The organism is Nocardia sp. NPDC056541 (assembly GCF_042794235.1).
In the GTDB taxonomy this organism is placed as follows: Bacteria; Actinomycetota; Actinomycetes; order Mycobacteriales; family Mycobacteriaceae; genus Nocardia.
In genome coordinates this window covers 18,678-40,043 of record NZ_JBHTUD010000030.1, presented here as the reverse complement: position 1 = coordinate 40,043, position 21,366 = coordinate 18,678, and the positions used below count along the sequence as shown (strand labels likewise).

General features: G+C 66.7%; 25 protein-coding genes and 1 tRNA gene. 10 read left to right on the top strand and 16 right to left on the bottom strand.

What is annotated here, in order from left to right; translation table 11 throughout:
* Window positions 1–372 (bottom strand): nitroreductase family deazaflavin-dependent oxidoreductase, encoded by a 372-nt coding sequence (locus ACFQ9R_RS32675; protein ID WP_378996329.1) that lies wholly within the window; start codon window positions 370–372, stop codon window positions 1–3.
* Between the two features lie 93 nt (window positions 373–465).
* Between ACFQ9R_RS32675 and ACFQ9R_RS32670 the strand changes: the two genes are divergently transcribed.
* Both ACFQ9R_RS32670 and ACFQ9R_RS32665 read left to right on the top strand, forming a co-directional pair.
* Window positions 466–1,119 (top strand): TetR/AcrR family transcriptional regulator, encoded by a 654-nt coding sequence (locus ACFQ9R_RS32670; RefSeq protein WP_378996326.1) that lies wholly within the window; start codon window positions 466–468, stop codon window positions 1,117–1,119.
* A gap of 74 nt (window positions 1,120–1,193) precedes the next feature.
* Entirely contained in the window at window positions 1,194–1,604 is a 411-nt protein-coding gene (locus tag ACFQ9R_RS32665; protein ID WP_378996324.1) for a hypothetical protein, read from the top strand.
* A gap of 38 nt (window positions 1,605–1,642) precedes the next feature.
* On the opposite strand, the gene ACFQ9R_RS32660 is transcribed toward ACFQ9R_RS32665, so the two are convergent.
* Window positions 1,643–2,533, bottom strand: coding sequence for a ribonuclease Z (locus ACFQ9R_RS32660; protein ID WP_378996321.1), 891 nt, complete (start codon window positions 2,531–2,533; stop codon window positions 1,643–1,645).
* A 153-nt stretch (window positions 2,534–2,686) separates the two neighbouring features.
* Between ACFQ9R_RS32660 and ACFQ9R_RS32655 the strand changes: the two genes are divergently transcribed.
* The 3 genes from ACFQ9R_RS32655 to ACFQ9R_RS32645 all read left to right on the top strand — a co-directional run bounded on the left by ACFQ9R_RS32655 (window position 2,687) and on the right by ACFQ9R_RS32645 (window position 4,575).
* Window positions 2,687–3,448: a class I SAM-dependent methyltransferase gene (locus ACFQ9R_RS32655; RefSeq protein ID WP_378996319.1), complete on the top strand. Its 762-nt coding sequence runs from the start codon at window positions 2,687–2,689 to the stop codon at window positions 3,446–3,448.
* 298 nt (window positions 3,449–3,746) lie between these two features.
* The gene (locus tag ACFQ9R_RS32650; RefSeq protein ID WP_378996317.1) at window positions 3,747–4,313 is read left to right on the top strand and encodes an RNA polymerase sigma factor; all 567 of its coding nucleotides are present in this window, start codon (window positions 3,747–3,749) and stop codon (window positions 4,311–4,313) included.
* A complete protein-coding gene (locus ACFQ9R_RS32645; protein WP_378996315.1) occupies window positions 4,303–4,575 on the top strand; it encodes a hypothetical protein in 273 nt (90 codons plus the stop codon). The genes ACFQ9R_RS32650 and ACFQ9R_RS32645 overlap by 11 nt, the downstream gene beginning before the upstream one ends.
* A gap of 49 nt (window positions 4,576–4,624) precedes the next feature.
* Here the strand turns inward: ACFQ9R_RS32645 and ACFQ9R_RS32640 are convergent, their stop codons facing one another.
* Window positions 4,625–5,269, bottom strand: a complete 645-nt coding sequence (locus ACFQ9R_RS32640; protein WP_378996313.1) for a GNAT family N-acetyltransferase — start codon at window positions 5,267–5,269, stop codon at window positions 4,625–4,627.
* A gap of 187 nt (window positions 5,270–5,456) precedes the next feature.
* On the opposite strand from ACFQ9R_RS32640, the gene ACFQ9R_RS32635 reads away from it, so the two are divergent.
* Window positions 5,457–6,599, top strand: coding sequence for a serine hydrolase domain-containing protein (locus ACFQ9R_RS32635; protein ID WP_378996310.1), 1,143 nt, complete (start codon window positions 5,457–5,459; stop codon window positions 6,597–6,599).
* A gap of 5 nt (window positions 6,600–6,604) precedes the next feature.
* Here the strand turns inward: ACFQ9R_RS32635 and ACFQ9R_RS32630 are convergent, their stop codons facing one another.
* The 5 genes from ACFQ9R_RS32630 to ACFQ9R_RS32610 all read right to left on the bottom strand — a co-directional run bounded on the left by ACFQ9R_RS32630 (window position 6,605) and on the right by ACFQ9R_RS32610 (window position 10,816).
* Entirely contained in the window at window positions 6,605–7,933 is a 1,329-nt protein-coding gene (locus tag ACFQ9R_RS32630) for a hypothetical protein (protein ID WP_378996308.1), read from the bottom strand.
* Window positions 7,930–8,307: a hypothetical protein gene (locus ACFQ9R_RS32625; protein ID WP_378996306.1), complete on the bottom strand. Its 378-nt coding sequence runs from the start codon at window positions 8,305–8,307 to the stop codon at window positions 7,930–7,932. The genes ACFQ9R_RS32630 and ACFQ9R_RS32625 overlap by 4 nt, the downstream gene beginning before the upstream one ends.
* Entirely contained in the window at window positions 8,304–8,495 is a 192-nt protein-coding gene (locus tag ACFQ9R_RS32620) for a hypothetical protein (protein ID WP_378996363.1), read from the bottom strand. Before ACFQ9R_RS32620 ends, ACFQ9R_RS32625 begins: the two co-directional genes overlap by 4 nt.
* Entirely contained in the window at window positions 8,495–10,354 is a 1,860-nt protein-coding gene (locus tag ACFQ9R_RS32615) for a hypothetical protein (protein ID WP_378996304.1), read from the bottom strand. The genes ACFQ9R_RS32620 and ACFQ9R_RS32615 overlap by 1 nt, the downstream gene beginning before the upstream one ends.
* 120 nt (window positions 10,355–10,474) lie before the next feature.
* Window positions 10,475–10,816 carry a winged helix-turn-helix transcriptional regulator gene (locus ACFQ9R_RS32610; protein ID WP_378996302.1) on the bottom strand — a complete coding sequence of 114 codons (342 nt, stop codon included), beginning with the start codon at window positions 10,814–10,816 and terminating at the stop codon, window positions 10,475–10,477.
* Window positions 10,817–10,949: 133 nt separating this feature from the next.
* Here ACFQ9R_RS32610 and ACFQ9R_RS32605 point away from each other — a divergent pair, with 133 nt between their 5' ends.
* Entirely contained in the window at window positions 10,950–11,603 is a 654-nt protein-coding gene (locus tag ACFQ9R_RS32605; protein WP_378996300.1) for an FMN-dependent NADH-azoreductase, read from the top strand.
* Between the two features lie 69 nt (window positions 11,604–11,672).
* On the opposite strand, the gene ACFQ9R_RS32600 is transcribed toward ACFQ9R_RS32605, so the two are convergent.
* Window positions 11,673–12,875, bottom strand: coding sequence for a lipid-transfer protein (locus ACFQ9R_RS32600; RefSeq protein ID WP_378996298.1), 1,203 nt, complete (start codon window positions 12,873–12,875; stop codon window positions 11,673–11,675).
* The gene (locus ACFQ9R_RS32595) at window positions 12,868–13,314 is read right to left on the bottom strand and encodes a Zn-ribbon domain-containing OB-fold protein (protein ID WP_378996296.1); all 447 of its coding nucleotides are present in this window, start codon (window positions 13,312–13,314) and stop codon (window positions 12,868–12,870) included. The genes ACFQ9R_RS32600 and ACFQ9R_RS32595 overlap by 8 nt, the downstream gene beginning before the upstream one ends.
* A 119-nt stretch (window positions 13,315–13,433) precedes the next feature.
* On the opposite strand from ACFQ9R_RS32595, the gene ACFQ9R_RS32590 reads away from it, so the two are divergent.
* Together ACFQ9R_RS32590 and ACFQ9R_RS32585 are read left to right on the top strand one after the other, a co-directional pair.
* Complete coding sequence (locus ACFQ9R_RS32590) at window positions 13,434–14,183, top strand: GTP-binding protein (RefSeq protein ID WP_378996294.1); 750 nt, start codon at window positions 13,434–13,436, stop codon at window positions 14,181–14,183.
* 86 nt (window positions 14,184–14,269) lie between these two features.
* Window positions 14,270–14,482 carry a hypothetical protein gene (locus ACFQ9R_RS32585; protein WP_378996292.1) on the top strand — a complete coding sequence of 71 codons (213 nt, stop codon included), beginning with the start codon at window positions 14,270–14,272 and terminating at the stop codon, window positions 14,480–14,482.
* 103 nt (window positions 14,483–14,585) lie between these two features.
* Here ACFQ9R_RS32585 and ACFQ9R_RS32580 read toward each other — a convergent pair whose 3' ends face one another.
* The 6 genes from ACFQ9R_RS32580 to ACFQ9R_RS32555 form a co-directional block, all read right to left on the bottom strand.
* Window positions 14,586–14,804 (bottom strand): hypothetical protein, encoded by a 219-nt coding sequence (locus tag ACFQ9R_RS32580; RefSeq protein WP_378996290.1) that lies wholly within the window; start codon window positions 14,802–14,804, stop codon window positions 14,586–14,588.
* A 139-nt stretch (window positions 14,805–14,943) separates the two neighbouring features.
* On the bottom strand, window positions 14,944–16,416 hold the full coding sequence (gene tnpB, locus ACFQ9R_RS32575) for an IS607 family element RNA-guided endonuclease TnpB (protein WP_378996287.1): 1,473 nt from the start codon (window positions 16,414–16,416) through the stop codon (window positions 14,944–14,946).
* 70 nt (window positions 16,417–16,486) lie between these two features.
* Window positions 16,487–16,558 (bottom strand) — tRNA-Val (locus ACFQ9R_RS32570).
* Window positions 16,559–16,590: 32 nt separating this feature from the next.
* Window positions 16,591–17,055, bottom strand: coding sequence for a peroxiredoxin (locus tag ACFQ9R_RS32565; RefSeq protein ID WP_067456651.1), 465 nt, complete (start codon window positions 17,053–17,055; stop codon window positions 16,591–16,593).
* Between the two features lie 73 nt (window positions 17,056–17,128).
* Window positions 17,129–17,551, bottom strand: a complete 423-nt coding sequence (locus ACFQ9R_RS32560) for a DUF3052 domain-containing protein (protein WP_101469203.1) — start codon at window positions 17,549–17,551, stop codon at window positions 17,129–17,131.
* A gap of 127 nt (window positions 17,552–17,678) precedes the next feature.
* Complete coding sequence (locus ACFQ9R_RS32555; protein ID WP_378996285.1) at window positions 17,679–18,227, bottom strand: hypothetical protein; 549 nt, start codon at window positions 18,225–18,227, stop codon at window positions 17,679–17,681.
* A 216-nt stretch (window positions 18,228–18,443) separates the two neighbouring features.
* On the opposite strand from ACFQ9R_RS32555, the gene aceE reads away from it, so the two are divergent.
* Window positions 18,444–21,326: a pyruvate dehydrogenase (acetyl-transferring), homodimeric type gene (gene aceE / locus ACFQ9R_RS32550; protein WP_378996283.1), complete on the top strand. Its 2,883-nt coding sequence runs from the start codon at window positions 18,444–18,446 to the stop codon at window positions 21,324–21,326.
* Window positions 21,327–21,366: the final 40 nt, after the last annotated feature.

Genomic DNA, 21,366 nt, shown 5'->3' with positions numbered 1-21,366 from the left:
TCAGTCGGCGAGGTCCATGCGGAGGAACTCGGTGATGCGGAGGAGTTTCGGTGGGCGGGGGATTTCCGGGGGAAGTGCCTGGAACGCTTCGTCTCTGCCGACGACGCGGGGTGCGGTGAGGGCTACTTCCCGGCCGTCCGTGCGGAGTTGCGCGGTGCCTGCGGCCAAGATGTTCTGCACCCAGTCCGAGGCTGATCCGTAGACGAGGACGAACAGGTAGCCGCCGTCGACGGGGTGGGCGTCGAGTGGGGTGCGGTAGGTCTTTCCCGAGGAGCGGCCGGTGTGGGTGAGGACCGGCCATTTTCCGCCTGCGACAGCGCGGGGGTTGAAGACGCGCTTGTTGATGTGGCCCCACCAAATCGGCATAGGCATGAGGTGCTCCCTTGTTCGGGCCGGTGTGACTTACACCTGTAAGGCTGACTTACACCTGTAAGGTTGTCAACACTTCGTCACCGAGGAGGTCCCATGCCCGTACGGCAACCGCTCAGCCGCGATCGTGTGCTGGAGGCCGCGATTCGGGTCGCCGATCGTGGGGGAGTGGAGGCCATCACGATGCGGCGGGTGGCGCAGGAGCTGGGCGTGGAGGCGATGTCGCTCTACAACCACGTGCCGAACAAGGACGCGATGCTCGACGGGGTCGTCGACGCGGTGTTCGCGGCGATCGAGTTGCCGAAGGCGGACAGTGCGCAGTGGCGGGAGGCGATCCGCGACAGGGCCTGTTCGGCGCGTTCGGTACTGGCGCGACACAGCTGGGCGCTCGGGCTGATGGATTCCCGCCGGAATCCCGGATCGGCGACGCTGCGTCATCACGACGCTGTTCTCGGAGTTCTTCGCGAGGCCGGGTTCTCGCTGCCGATGGCCGCGCACGCGGTCTCGCTGATCGACAGCTACGTCGGCGGGTTCGTCCTGCAGGAGGCGAACCTGCCCGTGTCTGTGCCTGCCGACGTCGAGGAAGTCGCGGGCGACATCCTCGCGAACCTTCCGGCAGGCGAGTTGCCGTATCTCACCGAGATGATCGTCGACCACGCACTGCGACCGGGGTACGACTACTCGAGCGAGTTCGGGTTCGGTCTGGATCTGATCCTGGATGGGCTCGAGGCGCGCCGAGCTTCGCGCTGAGGCGCCAGCCCCCGATTGCTGGGGCACCGCCGTCCTTGTTTCGAAATCCTCTGTGGTGCAGCATCAAACATGTGATGAACAGACGAATTTCTGGAGCCATCCTCGCCGCGTCAGCCGCGGCTGTCGCCTTCGGTCCCGGCGCGCCCGCAAGCGCGGCGACCCCGTTCGTAGCGCCCGAGATCAGCTTCGCCGGTACCGCGGCGGGCACCGTCACCGCCACCCTGCGCAACCCGAACGACCGGGGCCAGTGCTGGGCCGAAGCGGGCGTCGGTCCCGAGAACAACCACGTGTTCTTCGGTGACAGCGCCCCGGAATCGCTGGCCGACCCCGGCAAGACGGTCGTGACCTCGCTCGACGGTCTCGAGCCCGGCACCACGATCACCGCCCGCGGTGGCTGCGTCAACGGCGCCGAGTTCGCGTTCTCCGAGTTGGTCACGGTCACCGTACCGGCCGCGACGCCCTCGACCGGAAGTTTCGGCTTCTAGGTTCGCTGACAGCCGCGGCCGGTGTGCCGCGGCTGTCCTCACTCGCCTGTGCGTCGCGGCGGGAGGGCGACACGGTCGAGATCGTGGGCGAGGACGGCGCCGGGGAAGTCGGCCTGCTCGATGAACAGGTGGTCCTCGCGTTCGGTGTAGCGCTCCGAGAAATGCGTCAGAACAAGGGTTTTCACACCGCAGGAACGCGCGACCTCGCCCGCCTGACGCGCCGTGAGATGGCCGCGTTCGTGCGCCTGATCCGTCTCCGAGTCGAGGAAGGTGGACTCGATGATCAGCATGTCGACGCCATCTGCGAGCTCGAAGACGTTGTCGCACAGGCGCGTATCCATGACGAACGCGACCTTCTGGCCCGGCCTCGGCGCCGAGCATTCCTCCAGCAGCGGTCCGGACAGCTCGCGGATCGCGGCGCCGGAAATGCCGTGCTCACGCAACTTCTCGGGCAGAAACGTTCGGCTGTCCGGTTCGGCGAGGCGATAGCCGTACGTGGGGATGCTGTGGGCGAGGGAAAGCGCGGTGAGGGTGAAACCGTTGCCCTGCAATGTTTCGCCGGGACCGCTCACCGGGTGCTCGATCAGCGTGGGAGAGCCGTAGTAGCTTGTCGCGTACCGCAGCCGTTCCCAGTACTCGGCGTTCTCGCCGGGGTAGACGGCATGCACGCCGTGGGGCACCCCGTCGCGTCCGAGCCGCTGCACGATGCCTGGAACACCCAGCGAGTGGTCACCGTGAAAATGGGTGATACACAACCAATTCAGTTCGGTCGCGGAGGCGCCCGCGTGCGCCATCTGACGTTGCGTGCCCTCGCCGGGATCGAACAGCACACCCTGCCCGTCCCAGCGCAGCAGGTAGCCGTTGTGGTTGCGACGGCGGGTGGGCACAGCCCCGGCTGTGCCGAGGACGACGAGTTCTCGTGTCGACATCGACCCATCCTGGCGGGTCGCCGTGTCGGTGTCACGTCGATTCGAATGACGGACGCGACGACCGGGTGCGCGGAGGAAGGTGATGGTGAGATGGACCGAGTGCGTGCCGCCCGCCGAGGCCCGTACCGATGACACAGCTTCCGGAGGACGACGATGGATCTGTTCGACTACGACGCCGAACTACGTCTGCACACTGCTCACTTCTTCGCGGCCGCGAGGGTCGGAGCGGGTGATCGCGTGCTCGACATCGGCTGTGGCACAGGGCAGACCACGCGCGAGGCGGCTCGCGCGGCCGTCGACGGGAGTGCGGTGGGAGTCGACATCTCGGAGGTGATGCTCGAACAGGCCCGTCGCATCAGCGCCGACGAAGGGCCGTCGAATGTCAATTTCGAGCTGGCCGATGCGCAGGAGAACACCTTTCCGCCCCTGTACTTCGACCTCTGTATCAGCAGGTTCGGGGTGATGTTCTTCACCGATCCGGTCGTCGCGTTCACCAACATCGCACGCGCATTGCGTCCGGGCGGTCGTCTCGCGTGGCTGGTCTGGCAAAGCCACGACCGCAACGAATGGGCGACGGTGTTCAGCGACGTCCTCGCCGCATCGATCGCCACGCCCGGCCGCGGACCCTTCTCGCTGGCCGACCGGACCGCGACCGAATCCATGCTGACGACAGCGGGTTTCACCGACATCGACTTCACCGAGATCGACGACCCCGTCTACTACGGTCCCGACAGCGCGGCCGCCTACGACAACCTCCTCCGCCTGACAGGTTTCACAGCCTTCCTCACCGCGCTCGAGCCCACGAAAGCCGACCGAGCCCGCACACGGTTGCGCGAGATCCTGGCCGACCATGAGACAGAAACCGGTGTGTATTTCGACGCACGCTCGTGGCTCATCACCGCTCGTCGTCCTTGAGAGGGCCTTCGGGGATCCTTGCTCGCAGGTCCGTGGCGGCCGCAGCGGCGACAGACGAACCGCAGCCCGAGGAAGGAGCCGGACAGCACGAAATTCGAACGATGCCGAGGGGCGTGTCGATTGCCGACGAGTTTCGGGACGGGTGAATCCTTTCGGGGAGCCGGTGCCTCTTATGTGTGTCGCGACGGACGTCGGGACAGGACACGGAGGTTTGTTGTGGTCATCGGTATCGGTGTTGTCGTCGGTCTGGTGTTGCTCTGCACGTGCATGGTGGTCGTGAAGCGCAAACGAGCTGGGCGTGGGTGAGTCGCGCTGGCCCGATGAGCGATTGATCGTCGCCGCGCAGGGTGGTGACGTGGATTCGATCGCGGCGCTGGTGGCGGGTTCGCATCCACATATCCAGCGCTTCGCCCATTCCCTGTGTGCCACACCGGAAGACGCTGAGGATGCGGCGCAGGAGGCGCTGATCATCCTGTATCGCAAGATCGGGATGTTGCGGGCCTCGGGTGCGCTGGCGTCGTGGATGTTCCGGATCGTTCGCAACGAGTGCCTGCGTCGGGCGCGGACGGGTCTGCCGGGACGAGTCCTCGTGCAGGACACCGTCGCGGCTGCTTCGGCCGAGGACGAAGTACTGCGACGTCTGGAAGCGGGCAGGGTGGCGGCCGCGGTCGCCGATCTGCCCGCCGACCAACGCAGCGTGCTGATCATGCGCGACATCCAGGGCTACAGCGGGCGGATGGTCGCCGATGCGCTCGGGCTCAGTACGGCGGCGATGAAGTCACGGCTGCACCGGGCCCGGGCGACAGTTCAACACGCGCTACAGGCCACGCCTGATGAGGCTGCCGGAGGAAATGATGAGCGATGATTTCGCGAGTAAGTCCATGGTCGAGCACCTGGTGCGCGGCGGGGTGGGGTTCGGCGCGCTGATCGGGTCGGTGGCGCTGATCCCGGTGGTCGGGCCGATCAGCTTGTTGCTGCTGCCCGTGGGTTTGATCGCACTACGCGGGTGTCCGACGTGCTGGGCGATCGGACTGATGCAGACCCTCTCGCGGGGTCGGCTCCAGCGCTCCTGCGACGGCGGCCAGTGCACGCTGACCGTCAGCGACACCCACCGAGTCGCTTCCTAGGAGCTGACGGCTTCGAGCGGTCGCCATCCGGCCGACCGCTCGAAGCAGCTCACGCCGCGCCGAGCAGGGGCAGGCACGGTGCGAGTCCGTCGATCTCGACGGTTGTTCGCTGCAGGCTCTCCCATTTCGCGCGCGAGAGACGTACTCGGCGCTGGACGGTGGCCTTCCCGCGCACAGTGAGGCGCCGGATTCCGTCCGGCTCGTAGCCGAGCTTCTCGGAGACTCGCAACGATGGCGAGTTGTCGGCGAAGGCGCCGGATGTTGCGTCGGTGGCTTCGAGCCCTGCGAAGGCCAGGTGGAGGACCGCTGCGCGCATTTCGGTGCCGATGCCTCGCCCTTGATGTCGAAGGCCGATCCAGGAGCCGGTGTCGACCTCACGCAACGTCGCGTAGTCGCGGGCGGCGATCGCCTGCTGTCCGACGATTCGGCCGTGCTCGAAGACCGCGAGGTTCAGTGTCCAGTTGCCGGGGGACCAGTTGCCGAGTCGGAGCCAGTGGTATTGGACCACCGAGCGTGCTCGTTCGCGGGGAGGAAGGTCGGTCCACGGGACGGCGAACGGCATGCGGTCAGGGGCGTGGACGCCGTCGGCCGCGAGCTCGGCCAGCTCGGCGAGCTCGGCATCCGAGGGCAAGCGCAGTTCCAGGCGGGGTGTGGCCAGTCGCAGTCCGAACAGCGGCCAGTGATCGGTGAGCATGAGTCATTCTGCGGGGCGGACCCGACCCTTCTCACCTCATTTTCAATGGCAGTGAATCCCCAGCGCCGCAATTGAACCGAGGGTGCGAACCCGCTGTCCGGACCGAGCGCGGCTTCCGTGTGATCTCCGGGTGTGGTCCAGGGTTGTTCCGGATGTGTGGACGGTGGGGGATTCCTAGGGTCGGATGATGCGCAGATTCTCGATCGTTGCCGCGATGGCGGTTGTCGTCTCCTTGGTGGGGTGTGCGAGTCCGGCGGACGGTCCCGAGGTCTCGCCCTCCGAGAACCGCGCGGAATCCTCCGGGCGGGTGCAGCGGGTGCGCGACGACATCGACGCGGCAGTGGCCTCGGGGGTGTCGGGGGTGATCGCGACACTCACCGAGAACGGCAAGACCACCACGTTGGCCGCCGGTGTCGGCGATCAGGCCACCGGGGTGCCGATTCCGGTCGAGCCGCCGCAGCGGGTTCGGGTCGGCAGCGTGTCGAAATCCTTTGTCGCGGCGATCGTGCTGCAACTCGTGGCCGAGGGGCGAATACAACTCGACGAGCCGATCGATACCTATCTGCCCGGCTCGATCGTCGGTGACGGCGTCGACGGACGGGCCATCACGGTGCGTCAGATCCTGCAGCACCGCAGCGGGTTACCGGAGTTCGCCGACGCACCGGAGATCGACGAATACCGCGCCGCTCTCGACCATCGGACGTTCACACCCGCCGAACAGCTCGCCATCGCCTTGCGGCGGCCGGCGAAGTTCGCACCGGGTGCCCGCTTCACCTATACGAACACGAACTATCTGGTTGCCGCGATGCTCGTCGAGCGCGTCACCGGACGCCCCTATGCGGATGCCTTGCAGGACAGGATCATTCGCCCGCTGGGTTTGACCGGAACCTACCTGCCCGCTACCGGCGAGCACGATATCCGCGGTCCGCACCCGCACGGCTACGCGCCGATCGACGGCACCCGCACCGATGTGACCCGGATCGAGCCCTCGGTACCGTGGGCGGCAGGCGCCCTGGTCTCCACCGGCGAGGACCTCAACCGATACTTCCTCGACCTGGTGGCGGGAAAGGTGGTGGCGGAACCGGAACTTCAGCAGATGCTCGCCACCTTGCCGACCGGCGTGGACAGCATGCCCGAATACGGTCTCGGCGTGATGTCGGCCGAACTGTCCTGCGGCACCCGCTATATCGGGCACACCGGCGGAATCACCGGGTACGCCACCTTCGCGGGCGCCACCACCGACGGGCGGGCCGCCACGATCGTCTGGACCGAGCCGCCCAGCGAACAGCCGGACCTGATGGCGATCCTGACCCGCGCCCTGTGCCCCTGACTCGGCTAACCCCCGAACAGCAGATACAGCCCGGTGAACGTGAATCCGACCATGGTCAGCATCAATGCCAGCTGGCCGGTCAGCCGGTGACGCGGTGGGAGAAGAACTAGGCAGCGATCGTGCGCGGCGGCGACACCGAGGATGTGGCCGATCAGGACAGCGAGCACTTTGCAGGTGGCGAGCACACTCGGATGACTCGACAGCACGTAGGCGACGTCTCGATCGGCCAGGCCCGCGATGTTCCATCCACGGTCGAGTGGGTCCGCGAACAGCAGTACTGTCGCCTGCCCCTTCTCGAGGAGGAACGTGAGGTAATGGGCGATCAGATAGCCCGCCACGATCGGGGTGAGGCTGAGTGCCAGCCGCCGCGGCAGCAGCGCTCGATCGGCGTGGGAGAGGCCGCCGGTGGCGCGCGCGGCGACGGAGAACAACCCGCCCACCACCCCGATGAAGACCAGCAGTCCGGCCGTGCGCACCAGTGTCGCGTCGACGACCGGGGCCAGATCGTCGACCAGTTCGCGCCACCGCGGAAAAGCGGAGAAGCTGTCGAAGGCGGTGGATCCGAGCAGCGTCGCCGCGACCGCGACAGATCCGGCGAGTCCGGGAGTCCCCGCGAGATTGTTCAGCGGCATTCGCAACACCGGCTGCCCGGCGTGGTCGCGGCCGTAGGCGCTCAGGTGCGCCAGCAGCGTGCTGTACACCTCGAGCGGATCGGCCCGCTCTGCCCAGACGGTGCCGAACAGTGTGAGACCGATCGTGGTCACGACCAGATAGCCGAGCAGCCAGGTGAGCACCGAGCTCACCGACCCCGGTGCGCGCCAAGCCAATTCCAGCCACACGAAGGAGAACAGGCCGGCAGCGGCCGGGAGGTAGCCCCACTCCTCGCGATAGCGGAGAAGTCCCTGCTCCGGCGGGCGCCGCAGCAGGAGGCAGCCGAATCGATGGATCGCCCGGACCGGCGAAACGACCTTCCAGACCGGTCCGATCAGCAGGGACGCCACCATCACCCCGACCCAGACGCCGATGTACAGCACTCCCGGCACCGGATTCAGGGCCGGATCCGAGGAGCCGAACACCGCGATGACGAGCAGGCAGACGGTGACCACCACGCTCGCCACGGCGATGACCGTCCGCGTCGCGCGGGCGTCGATCATCCGGCGAACCGGCATGGGCAGCGGGAATCCCGGTGAGTCGGGGTCGAGTCGGGGTCGACGCCAGGCGAGGAACAGCAGGGCGAACGAGAAGGTGAGCGCCCACGCCGCGCCGATCAACGCGTAGGTGAGCGGAATCGGCAGGTCAGCGGCGCCGTTGAGGCCGTGGGCGAGGGAATTCACTGCCGGACCAGCAGCGTCGTCACCGTCCGTCCGAGGTGGTGCAGCTCGATCTCCACCCGGCCCGGCACCGTCACGGTGAAGTCGAACTGCTGGCCCGACGCCGCGGCGACGGGAAAGGTGTGCGCGGGGGCCGAGTGGACATGCAGTTCGTCGGTGGCGTCACTGTCGACCCGCAGCACGATGCGTTGCCCGGCTGTGGCTTCGGTGCGCGTATTGGCCGGGGACACCGCGCCGTTCGCGATCCGGATGTCGATGATGCGGGCCGTGCTCGCGGGCTCGCCGGCCTGCTCGGACTCCGCACCCGATGAGCAGCCCACCAGCAGCGAACCCGCGGCGACCGTGACAAAGCCGTACCGCAGCCGACGAGGGGTCACGGATTCTCCTCGGTGCGGTCGATCGGCACGGATTGTGCTCGTGCGTCCTCGTTTTCGCGCTTCTCCGCGCGCCGGTCACGCATCGCGATGAACAGCACCAGGCCGACCAGTGCCACCGCGGGCAGGAAGGCCGGGATCGCCAGCAGGAGGGAGTGGTCGGCGAGGATGTCGACGTGCTCCTGGCCGATCACGGTCCGACCGTCGCCCGCTGGTCCGGCGTGCTGCCCGCCGCCAGATACCGGTCGTTGACGCGGGCCGCACCCCACGCCATCGCCGCGATCAAGGCCAGGCTGCACGCCAGCACCACCAGGCCCGCCAGCCCGATCAGCCAGGACGGATGATCGAAGGACCGCTCGCGTTGCAGGACCGAGATCTCCTCGACGAACGGCCGCGTGAAGCTCGCGGGCGCGGGCACCTCCGCGGCGCCGATGCCGCGATCGAGCGGCATGAAGATCGGGAGCGCGGATTGCATGCGCCCGTCCTGCAGGCGCAGCAGTGTCTTCCAGGTGCCGTGCACGGGTACGGGCCGGGTGGAGACGAAGTGGTCGTCGGCGACGCGACGCAGCTTGTCCACGACTAGGCCGTGGCCGGGGCTGTCGTCGCCGGTACCGCCCTGCCAGGCCAGGATCTCCACCCACTCCGGATCGGAACCGATGAGATCGCCGGGGGAGAGCCGGATGTCGGCGGTGACCATCCGCCCACCCTGCTCGGGATCGGCGTCGGTCAGCGCGACTGTCGCCGACGCGTTCTCCGGTACCCGGATGATCAGCCCGTTCGCGGTCGCCGCTGCCGCGATCACCACCGCGGCGACCACGAGTCCACGCCGCACCGCAGGTCTGGGCAGTGCCTCGCCGCGCAAGACGGTGCCGAGCATCGCGCCGATCACACCGCCCGCCACACCGACCGGCACCGCCATCGCGAGCAGTTCCAGCCACATCCCGCCGACCCAGGGATTGACAAACATCCGCTCGATCCACAGCGATTCGAGCCAGATACCCACCGTCGCCACACCGAGCCCGGTGAGCGCACCCCACCAGAGCGGTCGGCGAATCAGCGGAACAAGGGCGAGCAGTTCGACCACGATCGCGGCACCGAGGTAGAGCGGGAACACATTGCGTGGCGCCTCGAATCCGGTGCCGACGAGGACCGCCACGATGGACCGCACGCAGAAGGCGAAGGCCACGAGCAGCAGTGTGCTGAGTGGGCCGAGCGTCAACCGCGCCGAGATCAGCGCGATCGTGGCGGCGAAGACGATCAACATCGGTTGCAGCACCAGCCGGAACTGTTCGACGCCGAAGTCGAACTCCACCTGGAACACCGACAGCCCGATCACCAGGCCGCCGAACGCGAAGGCCTGGATCGCCCACAGCATCCGCCCGTCGGTCCGTTCGGGGTCGGGCCGGTTGTAGCGGCCCTCGAGTTCGAGCAGGAGCACCCCGATCAGCGACAGACCGGCGCCGCCGATGAGCATGAGGTGGGTGGGTCCCCAGAGCGTGACGTCCTGGCCGAACAGCCGGTGCCAGATGTCGTCGAGCGGGAAACCGATCAGCGCGTACAGACCGGCACCGGCGATCAAGATGCCGCCCACGGGGGCGTACCAGTCGCGGGTGATCTTCACCGCGGCCCTGCCCGGCTTCTCGTCGAGCGGCAGGATGATCGCGAGCATGCCCGCCATGAAGAGGAAGAACAGGCCGACGAGGATGAAATAGTGCGCCGGGTTGGCCAGCGGCCCGTCGTCGCGGCCCTTGCCGACATGCAGGCTCACGTCCCAGATGAAGCCGAGAAACGCGGTCAGGATGGTCGCGAGGAACATCGCGATCGGCAGCGCCACCCAGCCGGGACGGTTCATGAGGCGGCCGCTGAAGTCGGCCAGCCGTTGCAGCCAGGTGATGCGTCGCGTCCGGTGCAGGTAGGCCACCCACAGCAGCACCGCGCCGACCACCGCGGCAGCTCCTGTCATCAGCGCCACCTGATCGAGGGCAGCGCCACCACCCTCGGTGCCCGGGGCGGCCAGGATCGTCGACGGATCGCTCAACACTGTGGCCACGGCAGTCCTCCGATATGTCGAAGCGCCCGGTCTGCGGGGTAACGAACAGTATCCCGAATTCCGCGCTACACCGATACCCCGCGCGCGGGTCGCGGTCGAGCGCTCAGCCGCGCCAGGTGTCTACCCGGCCGGACGCAGCTGCTCCCGGTACTGCTCGCCCCAGGTCTCCATCAGCTCGATGATCGGGACGAGACCGCGGCCGAACTCGGTCAGCTCGTACTCGACCCGGGGCGGGACCTCCGGATACACGGTGCGGGTGAGCACGCCGTCGCGCTCGAGTTCGCGCAGCTGCGCGGTCAGCATTCGCTGGGTCACGTGCGTCATGGCGCGGCGCATCTCGGTGAACCGGGCCGTACCCTCGCTCAGCTGGAAGACGATCATGCCCTTCCATTTGCCGCCGATCACATCGAGGGTGACCTCGACCGGGCAGTCGAAATCGAGATCCTGCTTACGTTTGGCCATACACATCCTCGTCTCACCGGCAAAGGTATGAAAAAGGGTACTGGGTAACAGAAATGTGCGTTCTTACGCGGATATTCCCTGTCGGGCAGGCTCGATCCAGCAAGCAGACCCGGTCCCGACAGGAGTTTCAGAGATGGCCCAGCTACTTCAGCTCGATGCCAGCCCGCGCCGATCGCGCTCCCACACCCGCACGCTGGTCGGGGAGTTCGTCGCGCGCTGGAGCGAGGGCAGGCCCGGTGACACGGTGATCCGCCGCGACCTCGGCCACGAACCGCCTCCGCACCTCACCGAGGAGTGGATCGCCGCCGCCTTCACCCCACCGGAGGCGCGCACCCCGCAGATGCGCGACACCCTCGCCTACAGCGACCAGCTGGTGGACGAGCTGTTCACCTCCGACGTGCTGGTACTCGGAGTCCCCATGTACAACTTCGGGGTACCGGCCATGCTGAAGGCCTACATCGACCAGATCGTCCGGGTCGGGCGCACCTTCTCCTTCGATCCCGAGGCCGCGGCTCCGTACACACCACTCACCTCCGGAAAGCGCGCCTTCGTCATCGTCGGCACCGGCGACGCCGGCTACGAGACGGGCGGTCCGCTGGCGAGCATGAACCACGTGGAGCCGTACCTGCGCACGGCTCTGGGTTTCATCGGCATCGACGAGGTCGAGTTCGTCTACACCGGCAACGACGAATTCGGCGGGGAGCGCCTCCAACGGTCCCTCGAACGCGCCCGCGACCGGGTAGCCGACCTGACTCTCGAGCGTGAAGTTGTCGATATGGCGGGCTGAGCAGCGGCTATGACGCCGAAACCCCGGACATGGCCCGGGGTTTCGGTAACCGACCTGAGTGATTCAGGGTCAGCGAGTGGCGATGATCGCCGAACCATGGCCGAAGAGACCTTGATTCACCGCGATGCCCGCGCGGGCGTTGTCCACCTGGCGGCCGTCGGCCCGGCCGCGCAACTGCCAGGTGAGCTCGCAGACCTGGGAGATGGCCTGTGCGGGGATGGCCTCGCCGAAGCAGGCGAGTCCGCCGCTGGGGTTCACCGGTACCCGTCCGCCCAATGTCGTTGCGCCACTGCGCAGCAGAGCCTCCGCTGCACCCGTCTCGCAGAGCCCGATGTCCTCGTACCAGTCCAGTTCCAGCGCGGTGGAGAGGTCGTAGACTTCCGCGAAGGACAGGTCGGCGGGACCGATTCCGGCCTCTTCGTAGGCGGCGTGCGCGATGGCGGACCGGAAGGTGCGTGACGGGGGCTCGACGGCCACGGCGGAATCCGTCGAGAAATCCGGCAGATCGAGCACGGTCTTCGGGAACGTCGGCGTCACCGTCGACAGCGCGGAGATGCGCACCGGATCGGCGATGCCGTGGCGGCGTGCGTAGTCCATCGACGTCAGCACCAGCGCGGCCCCGCCGTCGCTGGTCGCGCAGATGTCGAGCAGCCGCAACGGATCCGACACGATCGCCGAAGCGGAGATCTCCTCGACCGAGACCTCCTTGCGGTATCGGGCATTCGGGTTGTTCAGGCCGTGCCGGGAGTTCTTCACCTTCACCGCGGCGAAGTCGTCGAGAGTGGCGCCGTGCAACGCCATGCGGCGGCGGGCGTAGAGCGCGAAATAGATCGGGTTGGTGGCGCCGAGCAGATGGAAGCGCAACCAGTCGGGGTCGTCGCGGCGCTCGCCACCGACCGGCTGGAAGAAGCCCTTCGGCGTGGTATCCGCGCCGACCACCAGCGCCACCTCGCACAGCCCGGCCAGGATCTGGGCGCGCGCGTTGGCGATGGCCTGCGCACCGGAGGCGCAGGCGGCGTAGCTGCTCGAGATCTGCGCACCCGACCAGCCGAGCGCCTGCGCGAAAGTCGCGCCCGAGACGAAGCCGGGATAGCCGTTGCGGATGGTGTCGGCGCCGGCGATGTAGCCGACGTCGCGGTGGTTCAACCCGGCGTCGGCCAGCGCCGCGCGCGCCGCCACCAGACCGTATTCGACGAAGTTGCGCCCCCACTTGCCCCACGGGTGCATGCCCGCGCCGAGGACGGCGATGTCGCGATCATTCGTGTCAGTCATTGACCGGCCTCCACATCCACACCGTGTGTTCTGCGTCCTCGTCCTCGTACAGCGTCCCGACGGTCAATTCGACCGGCATGCCGACGGCCAGATCATCGACGGTGAGACCGCGCACGACCTGCCCGAGAATCACCATCTGCTCGACCTCGAGCTCCACCGCAGCGACGACATAGGGCACGAAGGGATCGGCCGAGACGTAAGGCGCGGGCGGCTTGTACCGGGCGTCGGCGTACGACCAGATCCGGCCGCGCGTGGAGAACAGGTACTCGACGAGCTCGGAGCCGTCGTGGGTACCTGTGCACTGGGGGTTGCGGCAGGCGAGTGTGTTCTTCGGGAAGTACGGCGTGCCGCAGTCGTTGCAGCGAGTTCCTTTGAGGCGTACCTGGCCGTCGTCCGCAGTGAACCAGTCAGCCACGGCGGGGCGTTGTTCTTTCTGCACGTGGCCGACGGTATAGGAACACGTTCTACTTTGGGGCGGAATTCCGTTCCAGCGCTGCTCGGGCGCGGGTACGGTGAGCGGATCGAGGATGCGATGACATCGATCTGGAGTACCGCGCGATGGGCACCAAAGCTATTGACCCGCAGTCGATCCGCAACGTCACGATCATCGGCGATGCCGAGGAGACGGCGCGAGTGGTTCATCGCCTGCGCCGATGTTTCGGCGACACCGAGAACACGGTCTACTGGTCGATGAACAGCATCGAGCACACGATTCGCGTCACCGAACTGTCGAGCGACGCGCTCATCGCCGACTTGGAGCGATCCATTCGCGTCGCCGACGGGGTCATCGTGGTCGTGAACGCCGCCGCGCACGCCACCCCGCGACTCGAAACCATGTTGCGCGTCGCCGACGATCATCAGGTCGCCCGCCTGTGCTTGGTCGGCGGCCTCGATCAACCCACCGCCGACTTCGACCGCTGTGTCCGCACGATCGCCGACGCTCGCGGGGCGGTGCCGTTGGCCCTCCAGGTCCCCGTCGGCGCCGGTGTCGGCTTCGACGTCATCGACCTGGTCTCGCTACCGGCCCTCGAACGTGCGGCAACCGAAACCCTGGGAAGCCGAAGGCAACTCGCTGAGCGGTGGTATCGCGAACTCAGGGCGACCCTGACCGAACACCGCGCGGACTCGCTCACCGTTGGAGACCTGCACACCCGCATCCGCCGCCGCACCCGCAGCGGCGACATCGTGCCCATTCTGTGCGCCACACCCCTCGCGAGCGACGACATCGCCCCACTCCTGGACGCCGTCGTCCGCTACCTGCCATCGCCCCTGTACGTCTGTCAGCCGGAGCACGCCCTCGACTACTGACTGCCGCGTTCGGGCCTGATCGGGACTCGCTCGGCGGTGGTGTGCCCAGTCGTGTCGCCCATCCGACGAAGTGCATAATCGAACGTATGTGCGACTCGATTCGGCTCTACCTGCGCAATGGACGCTGGACGGAACCTGCGCCGCGCTTCTGCCCCAACGGACACCGGCTCGGGGCAGGCCGGTCGCTCGTCAGCGTGTTGCCCTGCGTCCGGATCGGCGGACACCACCGAACGCACACCTGCCTGGCCTGCGCCACGACCATCTACTGCCCGCCGATCCACAACGACTGCGAGCACTAGGTCTGCACCGGTCGAAATCCCCCGCCGCCGAAGCCTGACAAGGCCGTGTCCCGTCATCACTCGACGAGAAGGCCCCTTGCCGCTACGCGGTGATCTCGCCGATCTACAGAGGGATGACGATGGGCCCGCAGGAGTTGGCACCGACGGCACATCCGATCGCGGTGAGCACGGACTGCACCAGGGAGGAAGAGCCGGTGCCCGACGAGTCGCTCCCCGAACCCAGCGGGGCTTCCGCAGCGGCGGGCCCGGCGGCGGTGACCAGTCCAGCGGTGATGGCGAGGGCCGCGGCGCCGGTGCGCAATGCCCGACTGGTGAGAGTCATGCCGGAATCGTACGGTCGATCAACAGATTCCAACCGCCCCCGAATCCTGGGGCACCGGCGTGTTTGACAGCAAGCGCTTCCTCCTCGTCACCTCACAGTGGTTGATGGCGTGTGCGGGATTTCCTGCGGCGAAGAGCTGCTACTTCTGCTGCGGCGCAGAGGGGATCGAACCGTTGTCTTGTCGGACAGCCGTCGCGTTGCTGCGCGGCGTTGACCTCGAGGGCCTACCCGTGGCAGTACCCATTGCCGACAAGACGCCGGACTTACGCAGGTTTCCATCGGGCTTGTTTAGCGTCCCGACGCAACTCGCCGCGGACGGCCTGTCCTGCTGATGAACCAGCGCGGCCAGGTTTCTGGCCGCGTTGATATCGCGGTCCAGCTCGGCACTGCAATTTTCACATCGAAAGACCCGATCGGACAGGCGCAGTTTGTTTTTCACTGCGCCGCATCCGCTGCAGGTCTTCGAGCTGGGGTAGAACCGATCGGCGACAACAAGCGAGGTTCCTCGCCATTTCGACTTGTACGTGAGTTGGCGGCGTAGCTCGCCCCACGCGGCAAGCTGAATCTTCCGGCTGAGCCTTCGGTTTCGGATCAGTCCGGCGACATGCAGGTCCTCGATGGCTATGGACTCGCAGGAGGTGGTCAGCTGTGTGGTCAGTTGGTGAAGGCTGTCTGTGCGGGCATTCGTCAGCTGTTTGTGTACCCGCGCTATCTCCGCTCTGGTCTTCTCCCAGCGCCGAGATGGTGTGCGGTTGGTCCGCCTGTCGGGACCGTGCCGACGTGCGGCGCGACGTTGCAGACGTCGAAGTTTTTTCGTGGTGCGCTCGACATCCGGTGGCGCCGCGACGAACCCGTCTTCATCGGAGATACCAGGGATCGGCATCGACAAAATCGCCAAGTGCTTGATCCCGAGGTCTACACCGACAACAGGAATCCGTTTGCTTGCGGGTGTAGTCGGGGGGCCGGACAGCTCGACCGAGAACGACACTTGCCAACGCTCGTTCCGGAAGCTGACAGTGGCAGAACGGATTCGGGCGCCCCCTGGTCGGATGCGCCGTTCCAGCGACCTGGTCGACTCCAAAGTGCGGACAACGCCGATCCTGGGAAGTTTGACATGTCGTCGGTCGGTGGCCACCAGCCCGAATGCGCCGGTAGAGAATCGGCAGGACTGTCGACTCCGCTTGGACTTGAACTTCGGGAATCGACGAACCCGGTTCGTACCGGAATCCCGCCCCTGTGCCCAACGGGTCAGCGCGGTGGCCAGGTTGGCCAGCCCGCTTGCGTAGGCCTCCTTCGAGTTCTCTGACCACCACGGAGCCGCTGTCGGCTTGGCTGCGTTCCATCGTTTGCGGAGTGCGTAGGCCGACCAGTTCACATGCGGAGTCAGATCTTCTGCAGGGACACCGTACGAGCGCTCGGCTTCACGTTGCGCGAGGACGGCCCGAACCATCGCGAGTCCCCAGTTGTAGGCGAACCGCTGGGCACCGCAATGCGACTGGAGCATGTCCTGCTGGGCGGGGGTGGGGTCCAGTGCGAAGACGAACGCACGGACCACAGAGCCGGTGCCTGCCGGGTGACTCGGACTCTCCGTAGTTGCATCGAGCGAGAGCATGATAATCCCCCGTCTTGCAGCTGCTGTGATCACACTCAGTAGTCGTGATGGTGGACCTGTACAACATCTGTGGGCGCACGCGGGATCGAACCGCGGACCGCTGGTGTGTAAAACCAGTGCTCTACCGCTGAGCTATACGCCCTGGCACCGCCGGGGAGTACCGGCGGTGTCGGGTTATGAATCTAGCGCGGCGAGGGCTTTCTCCCAAGCCGCCTGGTCACGGGCCTGTCCGGGGCCGTTCATCTCCGCGAAAGTGATGTAGCCGGACTTGTCGACGACGAAGGTTCCGCGGTTGGGGTAGCCGGATTTCTCGTTGAAGACGTCGTAGGACTGGGTGACGGCGCCGTGCGGCCAGAAGTCCGACAGCAGGGGGAACAGGTAGCCCTGTTCCGCGGCCCAGATCTTGTGGGTGGGTGGCGGTCCGACGGAGATCGCGATGATCTCGGCGTCGTCGTTCTGGAATTTGGGCAGCTCGTCGCGGACCTTGCACAGCTCGCCTTGGCAGATGCCGGTGAAGGCGAGCGGATAGAACACCAGCAGCACGTTCTTCTTGCCGCGGAAATCCGACAGGGTGACGGGCTGGTTGTTCTGGTCCTTGAGCGTGAAATCCGGCGCGAGAGTGCCAACCTCTAGCGGCATACTACGAATCCTCCGTCGTGTCGGGTCCCAGCCGGGCATGCGAGCCCAACTGAGACCCTAGCGAACGGCGGATTCAGCGCTGTTTGGACGGTGCCTTCGGCTGAACGAGGCGTGAGCCCGTCCAACTGCCGAGGCTGATGGTGGATGTCTGGGTCAGGCCGGCCGTGGGTGCGGCTTCGGCGATCTCGCTCGGATCGACATGGCCTTGTTGACCGGTTTTGGGGGTGAGGACCCAGATGAAGCCTTCATCGGCCAGCGGGCTGATGGCATCCATCAGCTCGTCGGCCAGATCGCCGTCACCTTCTCGCCACCACAGCAGGACGGCGTCAACGACCTCATCGGAGTCTTCGTCGACCATTTCGCCGCCGCTGACCTCCTCGATCTCGGCGCGCAATGCGTCGTCGGTGTCCTCGTCCCAGCCCAATTCCTGAACAACCAAGCCGTGAGAAATGCCAAGCTTCTGAGCGTAGTTCTGCGCGTCCGCCGCGGCGACCACGGTGGTGTCCTCCCTAAACTTCCGACAGTAAGATAGGTGCAAGCGAACATGGTTATCGGCCGCAGCGCAAGCTGATCGGATGAATTGGGACCGTATGCCGCGTGTCGGGAGGGCGAAATCGGCCGTCTCAACAGGCGTCGTGGACGGCGGTGCGTGCCTGGTTGATGGTGCGGCTGGCCTCGTTGAGCTTGCCGACAGGTGAGTTGTAGGTCATCTTTCTGGTCTGCACGGCCAGCTCGCGTGCCGCGACGACATACGCGGTGAATTTGTCGGCCAGTTCGGTCGGCAACGCGCCCGCCGCGGCGACGACGCCGGACTCCACTTTGGTCGCCGCGTTGTCGAGGGTGGTGGCCGCGGACTCGCGCTTGGCGGCGTAGTCGGGAGCGTTGGTGTCGTGGGCGGAGACGAAGTCGTTGTACGCGGTGACGCCGGCGCCGGTGGTGGTGGCGAACTGGCCGCAGTTGTCGGTGATCGCGCGCTCTCGCGCGGCCGCGGCGCGCGAGGACGCGGCGGCCGAGGACGACGCCGCGGCGGTGGTCTTGTAGGCGGCCACTTCGGCCGCGTCGGTCGTCGGTGTGCCGGGGATCTGCTCGGCACAACCCGCCACCACCGAACCCGCGGTCACGGCGACAAAGGCACAGATCAGCCCCAGTCGGCGCGCGTGCAGCTCCCTCATCGTCCGGCGTTCCCTCTCACTCACGTGCGTGACTCGTATTTCCCCGCAGAACCTACCTAATGGTATTCGCGCTGAGGTGATGACCTCGGCAGCCGTTTCGGTAAGGATGGGGGGTGCACCCGAACCTTTCGCAACGGGTGGTCCGCACACCAAGCGGGCAGGCCCGGGGATAGCGACGCCGACCAAGCAGTTCAGCCCCCATCACGAGGAGCAGATTTGACCGACCTGATCCACTCTGCAGCTTCCAACGATCCAGTAGCGACCTCCACCGGGGGCGGTGAATCCACCACCAAACCCACCGGTGAACGGGTACGGGTCATCCGCGAAGGAGTGGCGTCGTATCTACCGGATATCGACCCCGAAGAGACCAGTGAATGGCTGGAATCCTTCGACGACATGCTCGACCGGGAAGGCCCGGGTCGCGCCCGCTACCTGATGTTGCGCCTGCTCGAGCGAGCGGGCGAACGCCGTGTCTCGATTCCGGCGCTCACCTCCACCGATTACGTCAACACCATTCCCACCGAGAACGAACCGTGGTTCCCCGGTGACGAGGAAGTCGAGCGCCGCTTCCGCGCCTGGATCCGGTGGAACGCCGCGATCATGGTGCATCGCGCGCAGCGCCCCGGAATCGGTGTCGGCGGCCATATTTCGACCTACGCGTCCTCGGCGGCGCTCTATGAGGTGGGCTTCAACCACTTCTTCCGCGGCAAGGATCACCCCGGCGGCGGCGACCACGTCTACATCCAGGGTCACGCCTCGCCGGGCATCTACGCGCGCGGTTTCCTCGAGGGCCGCCTCAGCACGGACCGGCTCGACGGATTCCGTCAGGAATACAGCCACGGCGGCCTGGGCAAGGGCCTGCCGTCCTACCCGCATCCGCGGCTGATGCCGGACTTCTGGGAGTTCCCGACGGTCTCGATGGGCCTGGGCCCGATGAACGCGATCTACCAGGCCAGGTTCAACCACTACCTCACCGATCGCGGCATCAAGGACACCTCCGACCAGCACGTGTGGGCGTTCCTCGGCGACGGCGAGATGGACGAGCCCGAGTCGCGCGGCCTGATCCAGGTGGCCGCCAACGAGGCGCTCGACAACCTGACCTTCGTGATCAACTGCAACCTGCAGCGGCTCGACGGCCCGGTGCGCGGCAACGGCAAGATCATCCAGGAACTGGAGTCGTTCTTCCGTGGCGCGGGCTGGAACGTGATCAAGGTGGTCTGGGGTCGCGAGTGGGACGCGCTGCTCGGCGCCGACCGTGACGGTGCACTCGTGAACCTGATGAACTCCACCCCCGACGGTGACTACCAGACCTACAAGGCCAATGACGGCGCGTACGTGCGCGACCACTTCTTCGGCCGCGACCCGCGCACCAAAGCACTGGTGCAGAACATGTCCGACAGCGAGATCTGGAATCTCAAGCGCGGCGGACACGACTACCGCAAGGTCTACGCGGCGTATTCGGCGGCGATGGCGCACAAGGGCCAGCCGACGGTGATCCTGGCCAAGACGATCAAGGGCTACACCCTCGGCAAGCACTTCGAGGGCCGCAACGCCACCCACCAGATGAAGAAGCTGGCGCTGCAGGACCTCAAGGACTTCCGCGATCTGCAGCGCATCCCGATCAGCGACGCCGAGCTGGAGAAGGACCCGTACCTGCCGCCGTACTACCACCCCGGCATGGACGATCCGGCCATCGAGTACATGCTGGCCCGCCGCACGTCGCTCGGCGGTTTCGTGCCGGAGCGTCGCTCGCCCGCCAAGGCGCTGAAGCTGCCGGGCGACGAGGCCTACCGCTCGGTGCGCAAGGGTTCGGGCAAGCAGAAGGTCGCCACGACGATGGCGCTGGTGCGCCTGGTCAAGGAACTGTTGCGCGACAAGGAGATCGGCAAGCGCATCGTGCCGATCATCCCGGACGAGGCCCGCACCTTCGGCATGGACTCGTGGTTCCCGACGCTGAAGATCTACAACCGCAACGGCCAGCTCTACACCTCGGTCGACGCGGAACTGATGCTCGCCTACAAGGAGAGCGCGGTCGGCCAGATCCTGCACGAGGGCATCAACGAAGCCGGTTCCACCGCCTCGTTCACCGCGGTCGCCACTTCCTACGCCACCCACGGCGAGCCGATGATCCCGCTCTACATCTTCTATTCGATGTTCGGATTCCAGCGCACCGGCGACAGCTTCTGGGCCGCGGCCGACCAGCTCGCGCGCGGATTCGTCCTCGGCGCCACCGCGGGCCGCACCACCCTCACCGGTGAGGGTCTGCAGCACAACGACGGGCAGTCGCTGCTGCTGGCATCGTCGAATCCCGCCGTGGTGACCTACGATCCGGCGTTCTCGTTCGAGATCGCGCACATCGTGCGCGACGGTCTGCGCCGGATGTACGGCGGCGGCGAAGCCCCGGCCAGTCAGCTGCCCGGCACCGAGGTGCCCGCGGTCGGCACGTTCGGCGGGGAGAACATCTTCTACTACATCACCTTGTACAACGAGCCCTATCAGCAGCCGGCCGAGCCCGACGACCTCGACGTCGCGGGTCTGCTCAAAGGTCTGTATCTGTACCAGGGCGGCGGTGAGAGCGAGGTTCGCGCCCAGATCCTCGTCTCCGGCGTGACCGTGCCCGACGGGTTGCGCGCGCAGGAGATCCTGGCGCAGGAGTGGGGTGTGGCCGCGGACGTGTGGTCGGTGACCTCGTTCGGCGAGCTCCGCCGGGAGGCGCTCGACAAGGAGATCGCGGCGCTCAAGCACCCCGATGCGGATTCGGGCTCGCCGTATGTCACCCAGGCGCTCTCGGCCGCGCGGGGACCGGTGGTCGCCGCGACGGATTGGATGCGCGCGGTGCCCGATCAGATCCGGCAGTGGGTGCCCGGCGACTACATCACCCTCGGCACCGACGGGTTCGGCTTCTCCGACACCCGCACGGCCGCGCGCCGGGTGTTCAACGTCGACGCGCAGTCGATCGTGGTCGCCGTGCTCGAGGGTCTCGTCCGGGACGGCACGTTCGACAAGGCCAAGGCGGTGGAAGCGGCCGCGAAATACGGCATCGACAGCGTGGCCGCCGCGCCGAAGCCGAGTGCGGACGCGGCAGAGGAACTCGCGTAGCGGACTATTGGACTGTGGAGCGCAAACCGCCGCGGCCCCG

Bases quoted from the DNA above. Each gene is read 5' to 3' on its own strand.
- ACFQ9R_RS32635 (WP_378996310.1), top strand. From the start codon at position 5,457: ATGCGCAGATTCTCGATCGTTGCCGCGATGGCGGTTGTCGTCTCCTTG.
- ACFQ9R_RS32655 (WP_378996319.1), top strand. From the start codon at position 2,687: ATGGATCTGTTCGACTACGACGCCGAACTACGTCTGCACACTGCTCAC.
- ACFQ9R_RS32675 (WP_378996329.1), bottom strand. From the start codon at position 372: ATGCCTATGCCGATTTGGTGGGGCCACATCAACAAGCGCGTCTTCAAC.
- ACFQ9R_RS32565 (WP_067456651.1), bottom strand. From the start codon at position 17,055: ATGCCGCTAGAGGTTGGCACTCTCGCGCCGGATTTCACGCTCAAGGAC.
- tnpB (WP_378996287.1), bottom strand. From the start codon at position 16,416: ATGCTCTCGCTCGATGCAACTACGGAGAGTCCGAGTCACCCGGCAGGC.
- ACFQ9R_RS32640 (WP_378996313.1), bottom strand. From the start codon at position 5,269: ATGCTCACCGATCACTGGCCGCTGTTCGGACTGCGACTGGCCACACCC.
- ACFQ9R_RS32610 (WP_378996302.1), bottom strand. From the start codon at position 10,816: ATGGCCAAACGTAAGCAGGATCTCGATTTCGACTGCCCGGTCGAGGTC.
- ACFQ9R_RS32670 (WP_378996326.1), top strand. From the start codon at position 466: ATGCCCGTACGGCAACCGCTCAGCCGCGATCGTGTGCTGGAGGCCGCG.
- ACFQ9R_RS32585 (WP_378996292.1), top strand. From the start codon at position 14,270: ATGTGCGACTCGATTCGGCTCTACCTGCGCAATGGACGCTGGACGGAA.
- ACFQ9R_RS32600 (WP_378996298.1), bottom strand. From the start codon at position 12,875: ATGACTGACACGAATGATCGCGACATCGCCGTCCTCGGCGCGGGCATG.
- ACFQ9R_RS32580 (WP_378996290.1), bottom strand. From the start codon at position 14,804: ATGACTCTCACCAGTCGGGCATTGCGCACCGGCGCCGCGGCCCTCGCC.
- ACFQ9R_RS32590 (WP_378996294.1), top strand. From the start codon at position 13,434: ATGGGCACCAAAGCTATTGACCCGCAGTCGATCCGCAACGTCACGATC.
- ACFQ9R_RS32645 (WP_378996315.1), top strand. From the start codon at position 4,303: ATGAGCGATGATTTCGCGAGTAAGTCCATGGTCGAGCACCTGGTGCGC.
- ACFQ9R_RS32605 (WP_378996300.1), top strand. From the start codon at position 10,950: ATGGCCCAGCTACTTCAGCTCGATGCCAGCCCGCGCCGATCGCGCTCC.
- ACFQ9R_RS32660 (WP_378996321.1), bottom strand. From the start codon at position 2,533: ATGTCGACACGAGAACTCGTCGTCCTCGGCACAGCCGGGGCTGTGCCC.
- ACFQ9R_RS32555 (WP_378996285.1), bottom strand. From the start codon at position 18,227: ATGAGGGAGCTGCACGCGCGCCGACTGGGGCTGATCTGTGCCTTTGTC.
- ACFQ9R_RS32665 (WP_378996324.1), top strand. From the start codon at position 1,194: ATGAACAGACGAATTTCTGGAGCCATCCTCGCCGCGTCAGCCGCGGCT.